Genomic DNA, 20,762 nt, shown 5'->3' with positions numbered 1-20,762 from the left:
ACACACGATGAGCCTGCGAGGATTCGCCATCATGAATTTCTGGTCCGACGACGTGAGCGCGGCAGCCGCCTGGTCCGCGGACTTCCTGGGCATACCGCCCTACTTCGAACGGCACGCGCCCGCCGGACGGCTCGCCTACGCCGAGTTCCGCGTCGGTGATCACCAGGACGAGCTCGGCATCATCGACAACGGGTACCGGCCGCCGAGCGCGACGGGCGCTCCCGGTGGTGCCGACATGCACAACTCGCACCACGTGGACGTCGTCGCGTCACCGAAGCAGGTGTGAGATGGACGTGCTCGAGTTTCCCGACGCCGACGGGTGGGAAGCCTGGCTGGCCGCCAACCATGACACCCGGACCGAGGCGTGGCTGCGCATCGGCAAGCGCCATGCTGGCGTCACCCTGATCACGATCACCGACGCGCTCGACGTCGCCCTGTGCTACGGCTGGATCGACGGGCAGCGCCGCAAGCACGACGAGGTCTCGTATCTGCAGCGGTACTCGCACCGGCGTCCGGGCAGTTCATGGTCCCGGGTGAACACCGAGAAGGTCGACGCGCTCATCGCGGCCGGTCGCATGCGCGACCCAGGGATGGCCGAGGTGGCCGCCGCTCGCGCCGACGGCCGGTGGGAGGCCGCATACGAGCCGCAGCGCAGCGCCGAGGTGCCGCCCGATCTCGCGGCGGCGCTCGCCGGTAACGCCCGCGCGGGCGCCGCCTTCGAACGTCTGACCCGGTCGGAGCGCTACGCGGTGATACTGCCGTTGCTCAAAGCCCGCTCGCCCGAAAACCGGAGCAAGGCCCTCGACCGGGCTGTCGCCCTTCTGAGCAGCGGCACGTAGCCCACCCCCCACGGAACGGGCACGGCCGGACGCGGCGCGTGGCATCCGGGTCAGCCGCAGTGGATCCGGGTGAGCGTCCGTCCGGTCCAGTCGATGACGCCCTTGACGTCGATGCACCGGTTCGTCATGTTGACCCCGGCCGGCGTGTAGACGGGCCCGGCGTAGTAGCTGTAGTGGCCGCCGTCGCACCCGGTGCTGTTCGGGCAGCTCGGCCAGTTCCACCCGCTCGGGCGGATGGTCGCCTGGGTGTACAGCGAGACGCCGTACGTCCTGCCGGAGTGGTTCGTCACCAGGCAGTTCCGGTTCGCCCGGCCGGACCAGTACACGTCCAGATAGGCGAGTGTCCCCGCGGACGAATTGATCCGGTAATGGCCGATGTGGCTGTACGAACCTCCGCACGGACCGGAGGCGGCCGACAGTGCACTCGCCGGAAGAGTCGAGTTGCCACCGGCGCCGGCCGGAGTGGCGAAGCCAAGGAGGAGGAGCACACCGACCAGGGCGCTCGCGAACAAGCCACGTTTCATCCGGCACATCCTCCTTGCCCTAAAGGACCGGACTGTGACAATTGACTCTGTCGGAGAATGCGTCGATGCGCAAGATCATCAAGTCCGTCGACCCAGGATGTCACGTGTCGTTCGACACCATGTCAGCGGCCCACCGTCGCCACCGGTCGCCGACCTCAGCCGAGCACGGAAAAGTCCTCGCCCACGGTCGGCTGCTCCGGTTAGCCTCCGGCCCATGGTCTCCACAGCCGGTCCGATCGCCGGCGCCCTGTCCCGCCACCGCCCTCGTGGCGCCACCGAGATCGCCGACGTCGCCCGTGTCCACGCTCTCGTCCGCGACGCGCCGGACCCCTGGTCGCAGTCGATCCCGCTGCACGTCACCGCGTCGGCGTTGATCGTGCATCCGCCCAGCCGGCGGGCGCTGCTGCGGTGGCACCCGCGGCAGGAGGCGTGGCTTCAGGTGGGCGGGCACGGCGATCCCGGCGAGACCGAACCGCTTCAGGTCGCGCTCCGCGAGGGCCGTGAGGAGACCGGGTTGCCGGACCTCGAGCCGTGGCCCAACGATGCGCTGGCGCACGTGGTGATCGTGCCGGTGCCGGCCAAGGGCGACGATCCCGCCCACGAGCACGCCGACCTTCGCTACGTTCTCGCCACCGCGGAACCCGACTCCGCCCGGCCCGAGAAGCCCGACGCGCTCGTGCGCTGGTTCGACCTGCCGGACGCGTACGACGCCACCACCGAGGAGAACGTCCACGAGACGCTCTCACGCGTCGAGAACCTGCTCACCGGGTGACGGATGAGGCCGCGCATGTGATGGGGGTGCGGTTGGTGGTGTCATAGCCCCAGTAGCCACGCCCTCATCACGCCTGGGGCGGTGCGAGCAACGGCCGCGCATCGGACCGGGAGCCACCACGACGTGTGCAACGACGTCGGATAGACAACGTATTTAGACATCACATCAACAAATCCACACACTTGACAACACTGAAACGGCTCCACGAGAGTAATCGGTAAGCGCTTTCCTGCCTGGTCTCAGCGGATGGAGCCTTTCGATGAACCGACGCATCCCTCTCGCGGCCCTCGGGTCAGGAGCCGTCCTGGCGTCCCTGCTCGGAGCCCAGCCGGTCCACGCCGACGACACGAGCGAGCGCGCGGAGCCCCGGTTCCGCGCGCTCGTCTACTCCGAGACCACCGACGTGGCCCACGAGTCGATCCCCGCCGGCAAGGCGCTCGTGGAACGTCTCGGCGCGGCCCACGACTTCGAGGTCCAGGTCACCGACGACAGTTCGGTGTTCACCGACGACGTTCTCGCCGACACCGACGTCGTCGTCTTCAACAACACGAGCTCCACCGACGCCGCGCCGCTGCTGACCGGCGCCGAGCGGGAGGCGTTCACCCGCTACGTCGAGGCCGGCGGCGGGTACGTCGGCCTGCACAACGCCGCGGCGACCGAGCCGGGCTGGCAGTGGTATCAGGGCTTGGTCGGCGCGTCGTTCACCGACCACCCGGACTTCGGCGACACCGGCGGTACCTACCCGGGCCGCATCAAGGTCCTCGACCAGGTGCATCCGTCCACCCGTGCGCTCCCCCAGCTGTGGGAGCGCGAGGAGGAGTGGTACAACCTCGGCCCGAACCCGACCGGCGACGTGCACGTCCTGGCGCAGGTCAAGCTCCGCGACGGGATCCCCGGGCTGAACACCGGTGTCGACCACCCGTACTCCTGGTGCCAGGTCTACGAGGGCGGACGCTCGTGGTACACCGCTGGCGGGCACGCACCGTCGGCGTTCGACGAGCCCGCCTTCGGCGACCACCTGCTCGGCGGCATCGAGTGGGCCGCCGGGGCTGTGCCCGGTGACTGCGGCGCCACCGACGACGACAGCTTCGCGAAGACGCAGCTCACCGACGATCTCGCCGATCCGTTCGAGCTGGAAGTCACGCCGGACGGCCGGGTCATCTACATCCAGCGCACCGGCCAGTTCAAGATGATCGACCAGGACACCCTGGAGGTGTCCACCATCGGTGACCTCGAGCTGGGGCTGAGCACCGCCCGGCACTCCGACGGGCTGACGGGGTTCACCCTGGATCCGAACTTCGCCGACAACGGCTGGCTCTACGCGATGTACTCCGACCCGGACGTGGCGCGGATCAACATCTCTCGGTTCACTTTCGACTTCGCCAACGATGTGCTGGACATGGACTCCGAGCAGCGCCTGCTCGACTTCCCGACCTACCGGGACCGCGGCCTGGCCAACGTGCACATGGGCGGCGCGGTCCAGTTCGGCCCGGAGGGCAACCTCTACGCGTCGATGGGCGACAACACCGACTTCTCCCAGTCGGACAACTACGCGCCCATCGACGAGCGCGAGGGTCGCGCGCCCTGGGACGCGCAGGCCACCGCCGCCAACACGAACGACCTGCGCGGCAAGGTGCTGCGGATCACGCCCACCGACGACGGCAGCTACACGATCCCCGACGGCAACCTGTTCCCGGAGTCCGAGGACACCCAGGACAAGACCCGCCCGGAGATCTACGCGATGGGCTTCCGCAACCCGTTCCGCATCTCGGTCGACCCGCACAGCGGGGCGCTGCTCGTCGGCGACTACGGCCCGGACGCCACCCAGGCCGACCCCGCGCGCGGCCCGGAAGGGCTCGTCGAGTGGAACAGGATCACCGAACCCGGCAACTACGGCTGGCCGCACTGCGTCGCCGACAACAAGCCCTACATCGACTACGACTTCGCCACCGGCGAGTCCGGCGGGCCGTTCGACTGCGCGGGCGGCCCGGTCAACGACTCACCGCACAACACCGGCCTGCAGCAGCTCCCGCCGGTGCAGGAGGCGTTCATCTGGTACGGGTACGGCCCGTCCGAGCAGTTCCCCGAGCTCGGCTACGGCGGCGCCGCGCCGATGAGCGGGCCTGTCTACGACTACGACCCGGAGCTGGACTCCGACACCAAGTTCCCCGAGTACTACGACGGCAAGTGGTTCGTCTTCGAGTACACCCGCGGCTTCTACAAGACGATCACCCTCGCCGAGCAGGACATGGAGTTCTCCCACGACCGGTTCGCCCCGGTCTCCGAGGGAGATCTGCTGTCGATCAACCCGTTCCTCGGGTCGGCCGACTTCCGCGGCCCGTTCGACGCCGAGTTCGGCCCGGACGGTTCGCTCTACACCATCGACTTCGGCAGCGGTTCCGGCGAGGGCCGAGGTGACGTCAACCGGGGGGCGGGCATCTACCGGATCGACTACGTCGGCGGCGACCGGCCACCCGCCGTGGAGGCGACCGGCTCGCCGACGTCCGGGCAGCTCCCACTCGAGGTCGACTTCTCCAGCGAGGGCACGCACCATCCGTCCGGCCTGCCGATGACCTACCACTGGGACTTCGGCGACGGCACCACCTCCAGCGAGGCGCACCCGTCGCACACCTACACCGAGCCGGGCAGCTACACCGCGTTGCTGACGGTCACCGACTCGCACGGCCGTGAGTCCGTCGCGGCGGTGCGGATCTCCGCCGGCAACACCCGCCCGGACACGCGCATCGCCTGGCCGCCCCACGGCGGGTTCTTCGACTGGGGCGACGCCGTCGACTACGACGTCCAGGTCACCGACGCCGAGGACGGTTCCGTCGAGGACGGCGGCGTCGCCTGCACCGACGTCGTCGTCGGCGCCTCGCTCGGCCACAACGAGCACTCGCACCCGCTGGACAACTACCCGTCCTGCGAAGGGTCAGTGCCGACCATCCTCGACGGCAGCCACGGGCAGGAGACCAACCTCTACTACGTGCTCGACGCGACCTACACCGACGCCGGGGCGCCGAGCGTCGACCCGCTGACCGGGCGCGACGCCGTCCGGCTCAATCCGCAGGACACCGAGGGCGAGCACTTCGCCGATGCCAGTGGCATCACCGTGTACGACCGCGAACAGGCCCGTGCCGGCGCCCGCATCGGCGACGTCACCGACGGCGACTGGATCACGTACTCCCCCGTCGACCTCACCGGCATCGACGCCGTGAGGTTCGGCGTGTCGTCCGGAGGAATGGGCGGCACGATCGAGCTGCGCAAGGACGCGCCGGACGGCGAGCTACTGGGGACGGTGGACGTGCCGGTGACCGGCAGCTACGACGACGTGGTCGAGCGCACGGCCGACGTCACCGATCCGGGCGGCACGTTCACGCTGTACATGGTCTTCCGCAACGACGAGTGGACGTCCGGCGGCCCGGACCTGTTCGCGCTCGACTATCTGCGCTTCCAGGGTGACGGCGTCTCGGTGCCCATCGGACCCCAGGTCACCGCGGAGTCCACACCCACCGAGGGGGCGGCGCCGCTGGAGGTCTCGTTCGACGCGTCGGCGACCAGCCCGGAGGGGTCCGACATCACCGGGTACAGCTGGGACTTCGGTGACGGTGAGCAGGCCGACGGTGCGGCGGTGACGCACACCTACACCGAGCCCGGCGAGTACCAGGCCGTCGTGACGGCCACCGACGCCGAGGGCCGGCAGGGCACGGCGCAGGTCCCGGTCACGGTCGCGCGGGCGCCGCGGGACTGCCCCGAGGAATGCAGCGACGAGTTCGACGGCGACCAGCTCGACCTGAACATGTGGTCGTCGACGATCGGCCACGACCCGAGCGGCTACCAGTTGGGCGACGGCAGTCTGACGCTGCCGACGGCGCACGGCGAGCTCACCGCCACCATGTTCGAGCTGCCCAACCTGATCATGCAGCCCGCGCCGGACGACGCGTGGCAGGCCACGACCCGGGTCACCATCGACCCCACTGACGCGTACCAGCAGGCCGGGCTCGTCCTGCATGCTGGCCAGGACGACTTCGCCAAGGCGGTCGTGATGGCCCGTCCCGACGGCAGCCGCCGGATGTCGTTCTTCACCGTCGCCGACGGTCAGACCCGCAACGCCGACCCCGACTACGTCGCGCTGCCCGACGACTTCCCCACCACGTTCGAGCTGCGCATCACCAGCGACGGCGCCCAGGCCACCGCCGCGTACTCCACCGACGGCGAGAACTGGACGCCGCTGGGACGCCCCTACGACCTCGACCGAGCCGGGCCGTGGGACGTCGGGGTGGCCGCACTGTCCGGTGGCAACGGCGACCCGTCGATCCCCGTCATCGACGCCTCGTTCGACTGGTTCCGGATGACCACGGACGTCGAGCCGGAGCCCGAGCCGGAGCCGTGCCCGGAGCCGGCGGAACCGCCGGAGGGTTTCACCTCACTGTGGGACGGCAAGACGCTCGACGGTTGGCAGCACCTCGGGAACGGGTCGTTCACCGTGACCGACGAGTGCACGCTGATGAGTCGCGGATCGGGCGGACTGCTGTGGTACGAGGAGGAGTCGTTCGGCGACTTCCACCTCAAGCTCAAGTACCGGATGAACAACCCGACCGACAACTCCGGCGTCTTCATGCGCTTCCCGGCGCCGCGCGACTGGGAAGGGCCGTGGGTCAGCCAGCCGGACGACAGCGTCCGCGGCTACGAAGCACAGCTGGAGGACAACCCCGACGGAGGCGACCCGCAGAAGACGGGCTCGATCTACAACTTCGCGACCATCACCGACCTGCTGGCGCGGCCGATCGGCGAGTGGAACACCTACGAGATCAAGGCCGTGGGGCAGGAGTACACCGTCATCCTCAACGGCGAGGTGGTGAACACCTACACCGGTGACGGCAGCCGGGCGCTCGAGGGCCACATCGGTCTGCAGAACCACCACCCGGGCTCGGACGTGGAGTTCCGCGACATCTGGATCGGGCCCGTCGGCGACGAGCCCGAGTCGCCGTGTCCGCAGCCCGACGCACGCGCGACCGTCGTCGCCGGTTCGGTCGACAGCGGCGTGCCGAACCGCACCACCGAGAACGGCTGCACGATCAACGACCTGATCGAGGACGGACGTGAGTGGCGGACGCACGGAGCGTTCGTGCGCCACGTCGGCGACGTCCTCGATCCGCTGGTCGCCGCCGGTGTCATCGACGCCCGGGAGCGTGGTGCGATACGCGCCGCGGCGGCCAAGTCGGACGTCGGCCGCCCCAGCCGCGGACGGTGACCCGTCCCCTCCCATGATCATCGGCACTTTGCCGCCTATATGGCCGGTTAGTGCCGATGATCATGGGAGGCGGCCGAGCAGGTGCCGCAGTGTCCCGTCCAGATCGGGAGAGCGGAACCGGTGCCCCAGGCCGGCCAGCCGGTACGGCTCGACGCGCTGGCTGGCCTGGGCGAACTCCTCGGCGGCCTGGGTGCCGAGCACTGCCCGGGGTGCCGCCGACGGGACGGTGAGCAGCGTCGGCCGCCGCAGCACCCGGCCCAGGACACGGGTGTACTCGTCGTTGGTCACCGGGGCCGGCGCGACCGCGTTGACCGGGCCCGTCAGCCGCTCGTCGAGCACCGCCCGTAGGTACACGTCGAGCAGGTCGTCGATACCGATCCACGACATCCACTGCCTGCCGTCGCCGATCCGGCCGCCCAGCCCGGCGAAGAAGACCGGATACAGCAACCGCAGCACGCCGCCGGCAGGAGACTGCACGATGCCGGTGCGCACGTTCACCACCCGCACGCCAGCGTCCCGCGCCGGCGTCGACGCCCGTTCCCACTCGTCGACGAGATCGGCCAGGAACCCGTCGCCGCGCGGGCTGTCCTCGGTGAGCACCTCACTTCCACGGTCGGGGCCGTAGTACCCGACGGCCGACGCGGTCACCAGGCACCGCACGCCGTCGGTCGAGGCGGCGAGCTCGGCCAGCCGTCGCGTGGGTCCGATGCGGCTGTCACGCAGCGCACGCCGGTGCCGGTCGGTGAACCGGCCGGCGATGGGCTCACCGGCCAGGTGGACGACGGCGTCGACCCCGACCAGCAGGTCGCCGTCCGGGTCGTGGGGTCGCCAGTGCCGCTCGTCGCCGGCGCGGGCGGGCCGGCGCACCAGGCGCACCACGTGGTGTCCGCCGGTGGACAGGAACGCCGTCAACGCCGACCCGACCAGGCCGCTGCTGCCGGACACCGCGACGGTCATCGGCTCTGCGCCGGATTCGCGAGTTTCCCGATGTGCGGCGTGTACGGCGAGGTCAGCTGCGAGCTGGCGGTGCCGGTAGGCGAACATCGGCCGCAGCAGCGCATCGGGCACGAGCGTGTCGACGCGGTCGGTCACCCGGGTGGACTCCGGGCCGGCCGCGTCGAACTCGTGGACGTGCCGCCACCGCGTCAACGTCCGCAACGGGAACGAGGTGAGCTCGTCGGTGAACCGGCGCCGTTCCTGGTAGCCGTCCGCGCGGTGCTGGGCCACCCAGCGCAGGCCGGGCGGCACGGACAGCACGGCCCGCCCGTCCCGTAGCGACTCCGCTTCGGAGCGCACGCGCACCGGCTGCCACGGCGGCGTCAGCCGGTGCACCGCGCCGGGCCGCTGGTGCCACGCGAACACCTCGTCCAGGGGAGCATCGACGACCTGGGACGTCACGAAACCCATCGCGGCGCCACCGCCCTTCCACCACGCCCGGCAACCAGTGCCCGTTCACCCTAGACGTACCCGATCACGACGGTGCTCACCCGCCGGTCATCGGGACGGGCGGCGGGCGAGGCGCCACGAGCGGTGCACCGCGACACCCACGACCAGCACGAGCGCGGCCAGACCGGCCCAGATCATCGCCTGGGTGACGGTCAGCTCGGCGGACTCGCCTCCGGGCGTGCGCCCGCCGTCGCGCCCGCTGGCCGCGACGACCAGCAGCACGACGACGGTCGCGGCCACGGTGACCCGCCCGGCCGCCCGGGCGGCGAAACCGATACTCGCCGACCGGTCACGGCGCAACCGCTCGCTCGGTCGCGCCGGCGCGAGCAGCCGGATCAGCAGCAGCGCCGCGACGGGGATCTGCAGCAGCCACACGGTGGTGCGGAACCAGCCGTCGAACCACACGCTCGTGCCGTACAGCAGCGTGTGCCAGACGCTGAGGACGTACACGACGATGACGAACCGGTGCAGCGTCCGCCAGACCCGCGAGCCCGTGGCCTGCCGGTAGTAGTAGGCGAGCCCCAGCGGGATCGCCATGTAGAACGCCAGCAGCCCGAGGAGGATCGCCGTGCGGCCGGTGCCGCTGTCGTAGCCTCCCGGCACGAACACCTCGACGAAGGCGTGGAACACCCGGCCAACGGCGCCGTGGCCGTCGCCGTTGCCGCGCACCCGTTCGGCGAAGAACGCCAACGCGTGAGCGAACATCAGCCCGATCGTGGTGAGGCTGGTGGTGCGGTGCCACTTCTCCAGCCGCGCCGCCGATATTCGCAGCCCGCCGGGCCGGCTGCTCGAGCGCACCAGCCCCAGCATCACCGTGATCCAGGCCCACAGCAGGCCGGCCCAGCCGAACGCCTGGCACAGCCAGTACAACCAGTACCGGTCGGCGTCGGCCAGCATCGGCATGATCTGCACAGTCGCCGAGGCGCCGGTCTCGACGCGCCGGTAGAACCAGACGAACAGGCCGATCGTGACGGCCAGCGCGGCGCCCGCGTCCCAGGACGCCGCGCGCAGATCGCGTCCCAGTTCTGCCGTGTCGAATCGTCGCGGGCGGGCACCTCGAGTTCGGGAGAAATCGGGCATCGACATCACAACCTCTGCACTCATGCCGGGCGCACTGAGCTCGTGCGGGACCTGCCGGGTCGCGGTCGCAGCCCGGCAGCGGGGACGCGTGTGGTCCGCTCGCGGCCGGCGCGGAGCGCCGAGTGCCGCGATCAGGCGGACGTCAACTACGCGGCGGCCCGCGCCAGGTGGCGCCCTGCCGGGGAAAGGCGTGCGTCGGGATCGGGACGGCGGCGACGGCCGCGGGCGCCGACGCCGTTGGCGGGGCCGGGGCGGTCACGTCCAGAAGGGCGCGCAGCCGCCGCGTCGTCACCAGGGCGCACAGGGTCCAGACGAGCCGCTCGCCGTCCGCCACGATCGCGCTGACCACCAACGACGCCAGCACGTGCGCCGTGATCATGCCTGGGCCGGACGGGGCCGCGCCGGCGTGGCCGTGGTGCGCCTCGGCGCCGGCCAGCAGGTGCAGCAACAGTTGCGCGGCCGTGGTCGCCACGAGAATGCCCACGAAGCCGCGCTGCGCACCCGCCACCGCGATACACGACCCGGCCACGACCAGCCCGCCCGCCAGCAGCCCGGCGGTGACGTGGACGGCGCCGCCGCCGGCCGCGTGGCCGAGCAGCGACACCACGAGACACAGGCAGGCCAGGAATCCGCCGCGCAGCACGCGCGGCCATCCTCGTCCCGGGCCGGACACACGATCACCATAAACGAACCGGAACGCCGAAATTCGGTTGCCCGGCCGGGCCGGACGTTGGTGCACTGTCGGCACCGGAGCACCGCCGAACGGAAGGACACCCCATGCGCCGTACGTGCATGTCCACTCAGCAGCGATTCCGCATCTACGCAGAGGACATGACACGTCGTGCGAACACTGAACTTGGGGATCCTGGCGCATGTCGACGCCGGTAAGACGAGCCTGACCGAGCGGCTGCTGCACGCCGCCGGTGTCATCGACGACGTCGGCCGGGTCGACGACGGCGACACCAGGACCGACTTCCTCGCCCTGGAGCGGACTCGGGGCATCACGATCAAGTCCGCCGTCGCCTCCTTCGTCGTCGACGACGTCGCGGTCAACCTGATCGACACACCCGGCCATCCGGACTTCATCGCCGAGGTGGAGCGGGTGCTGAACGTTCTCGACGGCGCGGTGCTGGTCGTCTCCGCCGTCGAGGGGGTGCAGCCGCAGACCCGAGTGCTGATGCGCACGCTGCAGCGCCTGCGCATTCCCACCCTGGTCTTCGTGAACAAGGTCGATCGTGCCGGCGCCCGTCCGGACGACGTCGTCCAGGACGTGCGCGAGAAGCTGACCGCGGACTGCCTGCCGATGGGTTCGGTCGCCGCCGCGCAAACCCGCGAGGCCCGACACGTGCCGTTCGACGCTGCCGACACGTCGTTCGCCACGGCGCTGCTCGACCTGCTCACCGAGCACGACGACGCGCTGCTGGCGGCCTACGTCGACGACGAGGCGGCGGCCTCGGGCCGGCGTCTGCGCGATGCGCTCGCCACCCAGACGGCGCGGGCTCGGGTGCACCCGCTGTATTTCGGCTCGGCGATCACCGGGGCGGGTGTCGACGACCTCGTCGCCGGCATCACCGCGCTGCTCCCCACGACCGACGGCGGCGCCGAGGGACCGCCGTCGGGTGTGGTGTTCAAGGTCGGGCGCGGCCGGGCCGGTGAGAAGATCGCCTACGTCCGGATGGTCTCGGGGACGCTGCGTGTCCGCGAGACGGTGCCGTTCCGGGACGGCCGCGAGTCGAAGGTCACCGCGATCCACGTCTTCGACCGCGGCGCCGCGGTGGCGCGCGACACCGTCGTCGCCGGGCAGATCGGCACCGTCCGCGGGCTGGACGACGTCCGCGTCGGAGACGCGATCGGCTCACCTCCGGCGCAGCGCACGCGCGAGCACCAGTTCGCCCCGCCGACGCTGGAGGCCGTCGTCGTTCCGGGTGAGCATGCCGACCCTGCGGCCCTGCACGTCGCGCTGACCCAGCTCGCCGAGCAGGATCCGCTGATCGGCCTGCGCCGGGACGACGTCCGGCGGGAGATCTCCGTCTCGCTCTACGGCGACGTGCAGAAGGAGGTGCTCCAGGCGACACTGGCGGACGAGTACGGCCTGGACGTCGCGTTCCGCGAGACGACGACGCTGTTCATCGAGCGTCCAGTCGGCACCGGGACCGCCGTGGAGATCATGGGCGCCGACGACAACCCGTTCCGCGCCGGTGTCGGGCTGCGCGTCGAGCCCGCGCCGGTGGATGCCGGGGTGCGGTTCCGGCTGGGGATCGAACGCGGCTCGCTGCCGCACGCGTTCGTGAAGGCGGTCGAAGAGACCGTCCACCGGACATTGGATCAAGGGCTACACGGATGGCGGGTCACCGACTGCACGGTCACGCTGACGGACTCCGCCTACACGCCTGCGCCACCCACCGGATGGAGCGCCATATCCACCTCGGCCGGAGACTTCCGACAGCTGACGCCGCTGGTGCTGATGAGCGCGTTGCGGCAGGCCGGCACCCGGGTGCACGAGCCGATGCACCGCTTCCGTCTCGAGGTGCCGGACGACGTGTACGGGTCGGTGCTGCCCGCCCTGGCGCGGTTACGTGCCGTGCCCGGCGCGGCGGAGGCGCAGGGCCGCACGTTCGTGGTGGACGGGACGGTTCCCGCGGCGACCACGGACGAGCTGCAGCGCCTGCTCCCGTCCCTGACCCACGGCGACGGCGTGCTGGAGTGCGGCTTCGACCATTACCAGCCGGTCAGCGGCCCGCCACCGAGCCGGCCCCGCACCGATCACAACCCGCTGGACCGCAAGGAGTACCTGCTGCGCCTGGCGCACCGGCTGGAGAACACCGGGTGACTTCACTCAGCTCGCACCGTGAGCTCGGCGGGCTCGGCGCGGCCGACGGCGATCTCCGCGGGACCGTCGCCGGCGTCGAGGGGAACGGTCACCGTCGTACTCGCCTCGTAGGTCTCGTCGTCGGCGTCCACGACGGCGAGCTCGATCTCGGCCGCGCCCTGAGTCCACACGACGTGTTGGTTCTTCAGGCCATCGACCTCGATATCGCGCCCGGTGTCGTTGCATTCGTTCGCCATGTACTTGGCCGTGACCCGGATCTCCTCGCCAGGCGCGGCCGTCCGTGGGTCGACGAGCGTCAACGGAGCCGCGCAGGCCGCGTTCATCTCCGATGTCGTCGAGTCGAACGATTCAGACACGCCCGACGAGTCCGATGACTCCGAGTCGGGCGATTCGGGCGATTCGGACGCGCCGCATCCGCCGAGAAGAACTGCGGCAACCCCAACCACGATGCCGAACTTGCGCGAGCTCATGAGCCGCCTCCCACCACGCCGGTGAACATCTCCCGCACAGCTAGGACGGGAACGGCCACCGGCCGGTTCCGGGCTCGCCTCGCTCAGTGATCATCAGGGATGTGCTATCGCCAGAGCGGTAGTGGATCCCTGACGATCACCGAGCGGCACTTGATTAATGGCCGACGAGGAGTAGCTTCTGGTACGTGCTGTTGTGAAGGGGGGCGGGTCATGCGGCGCACAACACCATCTCCCGGAGGCGCAGGCCACTCCGCCGCGAGCCGGGCACGTCCAGACCATCTCGGTCCACTCGTCGAGCACGACCACACCGGACACGTACGCGTCCGTCACTAGCCGGCGGACGGGCACGGTAGCCGATGCGCCCGTGCCCGTCCCCCGCCGGCTGTGGCTCCGCCGGGCCCACGCCGGCGCGAAGAGGAAAGACTCCCTTCGGGCGCGTCACGGACCGAGTGCCGGCGGTAGCCACGAGCAGCTACGTCACCTGATCCACCCAGGTCGCCCCGTCAGGGAGCCAGGGCGGAAGGACCCGGCCCGAGACACGGGTCCGGAATCAGTGAGGTGAGGTAGATGCACACGAGACGTCTGGTGGCGTCGCTGGGGGCGCTCGGCGCCCTGGCGTTGTTCACCCCGGGCCTGGTGGGTGTCGCCGGACCGCTCGGTTCGACCACGCCGGCTCAGGTCACCGGTGCCACGCCGTTCGACGCGACCTGTGGGCTCGACCCGGTCGACGAGAACTCGCAACTGTTCCTCGACAGCGAGGTCGAACCCTGGTTCGACGTGAGCCCGGCAGACCCCGATGTCATGGCCGGGTTCTGGCAGCAGGACCGCTGGAGCGACGGCGGATCTCGCGGCAACGTGCTCGCGCTCAGCGCCGACGGCGGAGCGAGCTGGACCAGCCTGATCCCCCCGAACACCACGGACTGCACCGAGAATCCGGCTGCGGCCGGTGGGGGCTTCGCCGTGTTCGACCGGGCGTCGGACCCGTGGCTGTCGTTCGCACCCAACGGTGACCTGCACCTGATGCACCTGGTCTTCGACGTCGAGCTTCCCGAGGGCAAGCCCGGGGCGTTCTCCGGACGAAACGGCATGGTGGCGCAGAAGGTCCCGGCCGCCGCGTTGGCGGACGGCGTCGTCACCGACGCCGAGTGGGGTCCGCCGATCCCGCTCGCCGTCGACGAAGGCGGGGGCCTGCACGACAAGAACACGATGACCGCCGACCCGACCGTCGCGGACGGCTCCCACGTCTACGCCGTGTGGGACTTCCTCGACCTCAACGAGGGAGCGAAACGCAACCCCGACCGCGGTGTCTTCGGCGGCGGGCTCGCCTTCAAGGGCGCTGCCGTCTTCACGCGAAGTACCGACGGCGGCCAGAGCTGGGAACCGGTGCGCAAGCTCTACGATCCCGGCGGCATCAACCAGACCATCGGCAACCAGATCGTGGTCCTGCCCGACGGCACGCTCGTCGACGTCTTCAACGAGATCCTCAACTTCAGGAACGACGACGGCGGCCCGCAGTTCGACTTCAACGTCGCCCTGAAGTCCTCCACGGACAAGGGCGAGCGTTGGGAGCCTCGCGGCCGGCCGATCCGGGCCGCCAAGATGCTGCCACGAACCCTGTTCACGCCCTCGCCGTTCGTCGGTGTCTATCTGCCGGACGCCACCGGCGACGCGACCCTCGCGGGCGAGAACGCGGTGCGGACCGCGGACGTGATCCCGGAGGTGACCGTCGACCCGAACAACGGAAACCTGTACGTCGTCTGGCAGGACGCCCGGTTCAGCGCCGCCGAGGCCGGCGGGTTCGGCGACCCGACCCGGCTCGTCGACGAGATCGCGTTCATGATGTCCACCGACGGCGGGTCCACCTGGTCCGATCCGATCAAGATCAACCAGACGCCGACGGAGCTCCCCCTCGGCAACCGGCAGGCGTTCGTCCCGATGGTCCGAGTCAACGACGACGGGGTCGTGGCCGTGAGTTACTACGACTTCCGCAACAACGACCCGGACGACGGGGTCGGCGACGACCTCGGTGAGGCGAGCACGGACCAGTTCGTCGTGCATTGCCACGCGGACTGCTCGAACCCGGCCAGTTGGACACCGGCGGGCGAGGTCCGCGTCACGGACTCCTCGTTCGACACGGCGGACCTGCCGTTCGCCGGCGGGTTCTTCCCCGGGGACTACGTCGGGCTCGGAACGGACGGCACGGACTTCCTGTCGTTCTTCACCCGGAGCGACGCCATGGACCCGGCGAACCAGTACGTCTCCCGAGTGCCGGTGCTTCCGTAACCACTCACGGTGATCGTCAGGGATCTTCTCGCGCCAGAGCAGTAGCGGATCCCTGACGATCACGCGGGAGGGTGGCGTGGACAATGGCGCGCGTGGAGATCCTCCTGCTGGGCACCGGCGCGGGCGACGGCTGGCCGAATCCGTGGTGCCGCTGCCGCTCGTGCGACTGGGCGCGGGCAACCCCGGGCGCGGCTCGCGGACAGACGTCCGTGCTGATCGACCGCACCCTGCTGATCGACACCGGCAGCGCGCGTCGGGCCGCAGTGCCGCTTGACGACGTGCGCACCGTCCTGTTCACGCACGCGCACCCGGACCACGCCGACCCGCAGCCGCTGTTCTGGCGGCAGAGCGCGCACGCCGGCACCGATCGGCGGGAGGCGCCGCTCGAGATCGCCGGCCCGCCGGCGGCGCTGGAGATCTGCCGGCCGTGGGTCGCCCCGGCCGGGCCGGTGACCTGGACGCCACTGTCGGGCGGGCAGCGCCTCCGGCTGGCCAGTGGGCACACCGTCGCCGCCATGCCCGCACGGCACTGGCCGGACGATCCGCACGTCGGCCCGGCGCTGCTCTACAACGTCGACGACCGGGTGCTCGCCGCTTGGGACACCGGCGCGCCGCTGCCCGAGCACGACCATCCGACGTACGACGTGGTGCTGCTGGACTGCACCAACGGGCTCGGGCCTCCCGTGGACGACCATCATGATCTCGACGCGTTCGCGCACAGCGTCACACGCCTGCGTACCCGCGGGGCCGTCGACGAGCACACGCAGGTGGTCGCGGTCGCGCTCGGACATCGCAACCCGCCGGGCCCGGAGCTCGACGAGGTCCTGGCCGGCATCGGCGCTTCCGCCCCGCTCGACGGCACGGTGCTCGTGGCTGGACGCGAGCCCGCCCGGAGCCGGTAACCCCGCGGCGGCCCCCGACCCACCGCTGACAGCTGCAAGATACTTGCAGATATCTGTCGTAGAGTTGCGGCCATGGCAGGACGATTGACTGAGGTCGCGATCAAGGTCGGCGTGAGCGAAGCGACGGTGAGCAGGGTGCTCAACGGTCGCCCAGGCGTCTCGGACGCGACCCGCGACTCGGTACTCACGGCACTGGACGTACTCGGCTACGAGCGGCCGACCAAGCTCCGCGGCGAACGCGCTCGACTGGTGGGACTGGTCCTGCCGGAGCTGCAGAACCCGATCTTTCCCGCGTTCGCCGACGTCGTCGGCGGCTCGCTCGCCCAGCAGGGCCTGACACCGGTGCTGTGCACGCAGACGGTCGGCGGCGTCTCGGAGGCCGACTACATCGAACTGCTCTTCCAGCAGCACGTCTCGGGCGTGCTGTTCGCCGGCGGGCTGTACAGCGGCGCCGACGGCGCCCATGACCACTACGCCCAGCTGGCGGAGCGGCAACTGCCCACGGTGATGGTCAACGCGGGCATCGACGGGCTGCCATTCCCCCGGGTGTCGTGCGACGACGCCGTCGCGGCCGAACAGGCGGTCGGACACTTGCTGTCACTCGGGCACACCAGCATCGGCCTCGTCCTGGGCCCGCCCGATCACGTCCCCTCGCTGCGCAAGCTGACCGCCGCCCGTCGCACCATGGCCGCCGCTGGCGTCGAGCTCGCCGACACACACGTCGAACACGCGATGCACTCGCTCGAGGGCGGGCAGGCCGCAGCGGCACGCCTGTTGCGCCGTGGCGTCACGGCCGTGATCTGCGGCAGCGACCCGATGGCTCTCGGTGCCATCCGCGCCGCCAAACGCGCCGGCATGGCCGTCCCGCACGACCTGTCCGTCGTCGGCTACGACGACTCCGCGTTCATGAACTGCACCGATCCCCCGCTGACCACGGTCCGGCAGCCGATCGAGGCCATGGGCAAGGCCTCGGTCGATCTGCTGGTGCGGCTGATCTCCGGCAGCGGCATCGCGGCTGACGAGCTCCTGCACGAGCCGGAGCTCGTCGTCCGTGGCTCCACCGCGCCGCCGACCGGCACGGCGCGGTGACCATCCGCGGGGCTGCCGTCGTCACACCGGCGTCTATCGCTTTCCTGCAAAAAACTGTCTAACTCTTGCGCGGTGTTGGTCACGTCGTTAACGTGACCGCCATGATGCGGGAACAGGCGCTCGACGCCGACCACGACTGGTGGCGCGGCGCGGTCATCTATCAGATCTACGTCCGCAGCTTCGCCGACCGGAACGGCGACGGGACCGGCGATCTCGCCGGTGTCCGGTCCCGGCTGGGCTACCTGCGTGACCTCGGCGTCGACGCGCTGTGGTTCACGCCGTGGTACCCGTCGCCGATGGCCGACGGCGGGTACGACGTCAGCGACTACCGCTCCGTCGACCCCACCTTCGGCACGCTGTCCGAGGCGGAGCAGCTCATCACCGAGGCCCGCGAGCTGGGCATCCGCACCATCGTCGACGTCGTCCCCAACCACGTCTCCGACCAGCACCCCTGGTTCGAGGCGGCGCTGAACACGCCTCCCGGGTCGGTGGCGCGGGAACGGTTCTGGTTCCGGCCCGGCCGCGGCGCCAACGGCGAGGAGCCGCCGAACAACTGGACGTCCAACTTCGGCGGCCCGGCGTGGACCCGGTCCAAGAACGCCGACGGGACGCCCGGCGAGTGGTACCTGCACCTGTTCGCTCCGGAACAACCGGACCTGAACTGGGACCACCCGTCCGTGCACCACGAGTTCGAGCAGATCCTGAAGTTCTGGTTCGACCGCGGCGCCGCCGGCGTCCGCATCGACTCCGCGGCACTCCTGGTCAAACACCCGGACCTGCCGGAGGTCGACCCGGACCACGCTCCCGGCGAGCACGCGCACGTCGACCGCGAGGAGCTGCACGACATCTACCGCAGCTGGCGGCGGATCGCCGACGGTTATCCGCAGCCGCGCGTCCTGATCGGCGAGATCTGGCTCCCCGATCCGCACCGGATGAGCCGTTACCTGCGCCCGGACGAGCTGCACACCGCGTTCAACTTCGACTTCCTCACCTGCCCGTGGGAGCCGGGCCGGCTGCGCCGGGTCATCGACGACACGCTCGCCGCGCATGCGCTGGTGGACGCCCCGGCCACCTGGGTGCTGTCCAACCACGACGTCACCCGCCCGGTCACCCGGTACGGACGCGACGACACGTCGTTCGCCTTCGAGTCGAAGCGAGCCGGCGTCCCCACCGACACCGCGCTCGGCCTGCGCCGCGCTCGGGCCGCCGCGCTGCTGGCCATGGCGCTGCCCGGCGCGGTCTACGTGTACCAGGGCGAGGAGCTCGGGCTTCCCGAGGTCGAGGACATCGAGGCGCACCGGATCCAGGACCCGATGTACTTCCGCTCCGGCGGCATCGATCCCGGACGCGACGGCGCCCGAGTACCGCTGCCGTGGGAGGGGCACGAACCGCCGTACGGCTTCAACCCTTCCGGCGCCGCGGCGGAGCCGTGGCTGCCCCAACCCGGCGACTGGTCCGACCGCACCGTCGCCGCCCAGGACGCCGACCCGGCGTCCACGCTGACGCTCTACCGCACCGCGCTGCGGCTACGACGCACCGAGCCGGAGCTCGGTGACGGTGACCTGCAGTGGCTGCCCTCCACCGATGACGACGTGCTGGCCTTCCGCCGTGGCGATCGGTTCGCCTGCATCGTCAACCTGTCCACCCGTTCCGTCGATCTGCCCGAGCACGACCGGGTCGTGCTGTCGAGCGCCGACCTCGAGCAGGGCCGGCTGCCCGCCGACACCACTGCGTGGCTGCGGCTGTCGTCAGCGTCCTGACGAGGCACCGGGGATCCGAACCGACCGGACGCCGCCGTCCGACGCGGCGCGAAGAGGAATTGGAGCACGAGATGAGCAGCACGCGTACCCGGCTGGGGACCGTCACCGCCGCAGTGCTGGCGTTGAGCACGGTCGCCGCCTGCGGGTCCGACAACGACGACGGAGCCGGCTCGGACGGCGACGGCGGCTCGGACGACGCCGGCGTGACCATCGGTGTCACCAACCTGCCGCCGTCGACCGAGAAGGCGGCCAGGAAGGCGTTCCTGGCCCGGGTGAAAGAGTTCGAGCAGGCCCATCCGAACATCGACGTCGAGCCGAGCGAGTACGAGTGGGACCCCGCGACGTTCGCCGCCCAGCTCGCCGGCGGCACGCTGCCGACGGCCTTCCAGTTCCCGTTCACCTACGGCAAGGAGCTGATCGAGCGCGGGCAGGTCGCCGACCTCACCGCCGAGGTGAAGTCGCTGCCGTACGCCGGTGATTTCAACCCCAGTGTTCTCGAGGTCGTCCAGGACGAGTCCGGCGCGATCCACGGCGTCCCCGTCGAGGCGTACGGGATGGGACTGCACTACAACCGGGCACTGTTCGAGCAGGCGGGCCTCGACCCCGACAAGCCGCCACAGACCTGGGACGAGATCCGCCGGTACGCCGACACCATCGCCGACGCCACCGGCCAGGCCGGCTACGCCCAGATGAGCCAGAACAACACCGGCGGCTGGATCCTCACCACCCAGACCTACGCGATGGGCGGCCGGGTCGAGGAAGGCTCCGGCGACGACGTCACCGCGACGCTCGACAACCCCGCGACCCGGCGCGCGCTCGAGACGCTGCATGCGATGCGCTGGGAGGACGACTCGATGGGAGACAACTTCCTGTACGAGTGGGGAACAATCAACCAGGCGTTCGCCGCAGGCCAGGTGGGCATGTACATCGGCGGCTCGGACGTCTACAACAGCCTGGTCACCGAGAACAACGTGGACCCGGAGACCTACGGGCTGACGACCATCCCGCTGGACGGCCCCGACTCCGGCGTGCTCGGCGGCGGCAGCATCGTCGCCGTACGGCCGGACGCCTCCGACGCGGAGAGGGCTGCCGCCGTGAAGTGGATCGACTTCTACTACATGGGCAAGCTCACCGAGCAGGAGGCCGCGGTCGCGGACGCGATGAGCAAGGCCGAGAGCGACGCTCCCGTCGGCACGCCCACCCTGCCGATCTTCGACGCCGACCAGCTCGAACAGGCCGAGACGTGGATCGCCGAGTACGTCAACGTCCCACTCGAGCAGATGATGCCGTTCAAGAACGGGATCCTCGATCAGCCGCTGATCCCGGAACCGCCGGTCAAGGCACAGGAGCTGTACGCCGAGCTCGACACCGTGGTGCAGGCCGTGCTGAACGACGAGAACGCCGACATCGACGCCCTGCTCGAAACCGCGAACGAAAACGTCAGCAGCCTGCTCGCCGACGGGTGAGCGCACACCGCACGGCCTGGGGCCCGCGGGTGACCGCCCACCCCGCG

Annotated in this window: 15 protein-coding genes; 10 read left to right on the top strand and 5 right to left on the bottom strand. The window is 70.5% G+C overall.

Annotation, left to right across the window (positions count from 1 at the left end):
• The first annotated feature begins 7 nt into the window (after positions 1-7).
• A complete protein-coding gene (locus CLV30_RS04705; protein WP_106535994.1) occupies positions 8-286 on the top strand; it encodes a hypothetical protein in 279 nt (92 codons plus the stop codon).
• A gap of 1 nt (position 287) precedes the next feature.
• Complete coding sequence (locus tag CLV30_RS04700) at positions 288-839, top strand: YdeI/OmpD-associated family protein (protein WP_106535993.1); 552 nt, start codon at positions 288-290, stop codon at positions 837-839.
• A gap of 50 nt (positions 840-889) precedes the next feature.
• Here CLV30_RS04700 and CLV30_RS04695 read toward each other — a convergent pair whose 3' ends face one another.
• A complete protein-coding gene (locus CLV30_RS04695; protein WP_205740420.1) occupies positions 890-1,363 on the bottom strand; it encodes a hypothetical protein in 474 nt (157 codons plus the stop codon).
• A 214-nt stretch (positions 1,364-1,577) separates the two neighbouring features.
• On the opposite strand from CLV30_RS04695, the gene CLV30_RS04690 reads away from it, so the two are divergent.
• Entirely contained in the window at positions 1,578-2,135 is a 558-nt protein-coding gene (locus CLV30_RS04690) for an NUDIX hydrolase (protein WP_106535992.1), read from the top strand.
• Positions 2,136-2,394: 259 nt separating this feature from the next.
• Positions 2,395-7,389, top strand: a complete 4,995-nt coding sequence (locus CLV30_RS27490; protein WP_106535991.1) for a ThuA domain-containing protein — start codon at positions 2,395-2,397, stop codon at positions 7,387-7,389.
• 60 nt (positions 7,390-7,449) lie between these two features.
• Here the strand turns inward: CLV30_RS27490 and CLV30_RS04680 are convergent, their stop codons facing one another.
• The 3 genes from CLV30_RS04680 to CLV30_RS04670 all read right to left on the bottom strand — a co-directional run bounded on the left by CLV30_RS04680 (position 7,450) and on the right by CLV30_RS04670 (position 10,558).
• Positions 7,450-8,796, bottom strand: a complete 1,347-nt coding sequence (locus CLV30_RS04680; RefSeq protein ID WP_106535990.1) for a TIGR01777 family oxidoreductase — start codon at positions 8,794-8,796, stop codon at positions 7,450-7,452.
• An 87-nt stretch (positions 8,797-8,883) separates the two neighbouring features.
• Entirely contained in the window at positions 8,884-9,921 is a 1,038-nt protein-coding gene (locus CLV30_RS04675) for a ferric reductase-like transmembrane domain-containing protein (protein ID WP_106535989.1), read from the bottom strand.
• Between the two features lie 136 nt (positions 9,922-10,057).
• Positions 10,058-10,558, bottom strand: coding sequence for a hypothetical protein (locus CLV30_RS04670; RefSeq protein ID WP_106535988.1), 501 nt, complete (start codon positions 10,556-10,558; stop codon positions 10,058-10,060).
• A gap of 198 nt (positions 10,559-10,756) precedes the next feature.
• On the opposite strand from CLV30_RS04670, the gene CLV30_RS04665 reads away from it, so the two are divergent.
• Positions 10,757-12,745: an elongation factor G gene (locus CLV30_RS04665; RefSeq protein ID WP_106535987.1), complete on the top strand. Its 1,989-nt coding sequence runs from the start codon at positions 10,757-10,759 to the stop codon at positions 12,743-12,745.
• Positions 12,746-12,747: 2 nt separating this feature from the next.
• Here the strand turns inward: CLV30_RS04665 and CLV30_RS04660 are convergent, their stop codons facing one another.
• A complete protein-coding gene (locus tag CLV30_RS04660) occupies positions 12,748-13,101 on the bottom strand; it encodes a hypothetical protein (protein WP_129710834.1) in 354 nt (117 codons plus the stop codon).
• Between the two features lie 681 nt (positions 13,102-13,782).
• Between CLV30_RS04660 and CLV30_RS04655 the strand changes: the two genes are divergently transcribed.
• The 5 genes from CLV30_RS04655 (at position 13,783) to CLV30_RS04635 (ending at position 20,715) form a co-directional block, all read left to right on the top strand.
• A complete protein-coding gene (locus CLV30_RS04655; protein WP_129710835.1) occupies positions 13,783-15,498 on the top strand; it encodes a sialidase family protein in 1,716 nt (571 codons plus the stop codon).
• A 92-nt stretch (positions 15,499-15,590) separates the two neighbouring features.
• Positions 15,591-16,400, top strand: coding sequence for an MBL fold metallo-hydrolase (locus CLV30_RS04650; protein WP_165358428.1), 810 nt, complete (start codon positions 15,591-15,593; stop codon positions 16,398-16,400).
• A gap of 72 nt (positions 16,401-16,472) precedes the next feature.
• Positions 16,473-17,489: a LacI family DNA-binding transcriptional regulator gene (locus CLV30_RS04645; protein ID WP_106535983.1), complete on the top strand. Its 1,017-nt coding sequence runs from the start codon at positions 16,473-16,475 to the stop codon at positions 17,487-17,489.
• A 101-nt stretch (positions 17,490-17,590) separates the two neighbouring features.
• Positions 17,591-19,249, top strand: a complete 1,659-nt coding sequence (locus CLV30_RS04640; RefSeq protein ID WP_106536089.1) for a glycoside hydrolase family 13 protein — start codon at positions 17,591-17,593, stop codon at positions 19,247-19,249.
• 71 nt (positions 19,250-19,320) lie between these two features.
• Positions 19,321-20,715, top strand: coding sequence for an ABC transporter substrate-binding protein (locus tag CLV30_RS04635; RefSeq protein WP_106536088.1), 1,395 nt, complete (start codon positions 19,321-19,323; stop codon positions 20,713-20,715).
• Positions 20,716-20,762 lie beyond the last annotated feature (47 nt).

Source organism: Haloactinopolyspora alba, assembly GCF_003014555.1.
Lineage (GTDB): Bacteria > Actinomycetota > Actinomycetes > Jiangellales > Jiangellaceae > Haloactinopolyspora > Haloactinopolyspora alba.
This window is presented reverse-complemented; position numbering and strand designations above follow the sequence as displayed.

Excerpts from the sequence above, each read along its gene's own strand:
- CLV30_RS04705 (WP_106535994.1), top strand. The coding sequence starts at position 8 with ATGAGCCTGCGAGGATTCGCCATCATGAATTTCTGGTCCGACGACGTG.
- CLV30_RS04700 (WP_106535993.1), top strand. The coding sequence starts at position 288 with ATGGACGTGCTCGAGTTTCCCGACGCCGACGGGTGGGAAGCCTGGCTG.
- CLV30_RS04695 (WP_205740420.1), bottom strand. The coding sequence starts at position 1,363 with ATGAAACGTGGCTTGTTCGCGAGCGCCCTGGTCGGTGTGCTCCTCCTC.
- CLV30_RS04690 (WP_106535992.1), top strand. The coding sequence starts at position 1,578 with ATGGTCTCCACAGCCGGTCCGATCGCCGGCGCCCTGTCCCGCCACCGC.
- CLV30_RS27490 (WP_106535991.1), top strand. The coding sequence starts at position 2,395 with ATGAACCGACGCATCCCTCTCGCGGCCCTCGGGTCAGGAGCCGTCCTG.
- CLV30_RS04680 (WP_106535990.1), bottom strand. The coding sequence starts at position 8,796 with ATGGGTTTCGTGACGTCCCAGGTCGTCGATGCTCCCCTGGACGAGGTG.
- CLV30_RS04675 (WP_106535989.1), bottom strand. The coding sequence starts at position 9,921 with ATGTCGATGCCCGATTTCTCCCGAACTCGAGGTGCCCGCCCGCGACGA.
- CLV30_RS04655 (WP_129710835.1), top strand. The coding sequence starts at position 13,783 with ATGCACACGAGACGTCTGGTGGCGTCGCTGGGGGCGCTCGGCGCCCTG.
- CLV30_RS04645 (WP_106535983.1), top strand. The coding sequence starts at position 16,473 with ATGGCAGGACGATTGACTGAGGTCGCGATCAAGGTCGGCGTGAGCGAA.
- CLV30_RS04640 (WP_106536089.1), top strand. The coding sequence starts at position 17,591 with ATGATGCGGGAACAGGCGCTCGACGCCGACCACGACTGGTGGCGCGGC.
- CLV30_RS04635 (WP_106536088.1), top strand. The coding sequence starts at position 19,321 with ATGAGCAGCACGCGTACCCGGCTGGGGACCGTCACCGCCGCAGTGCTG.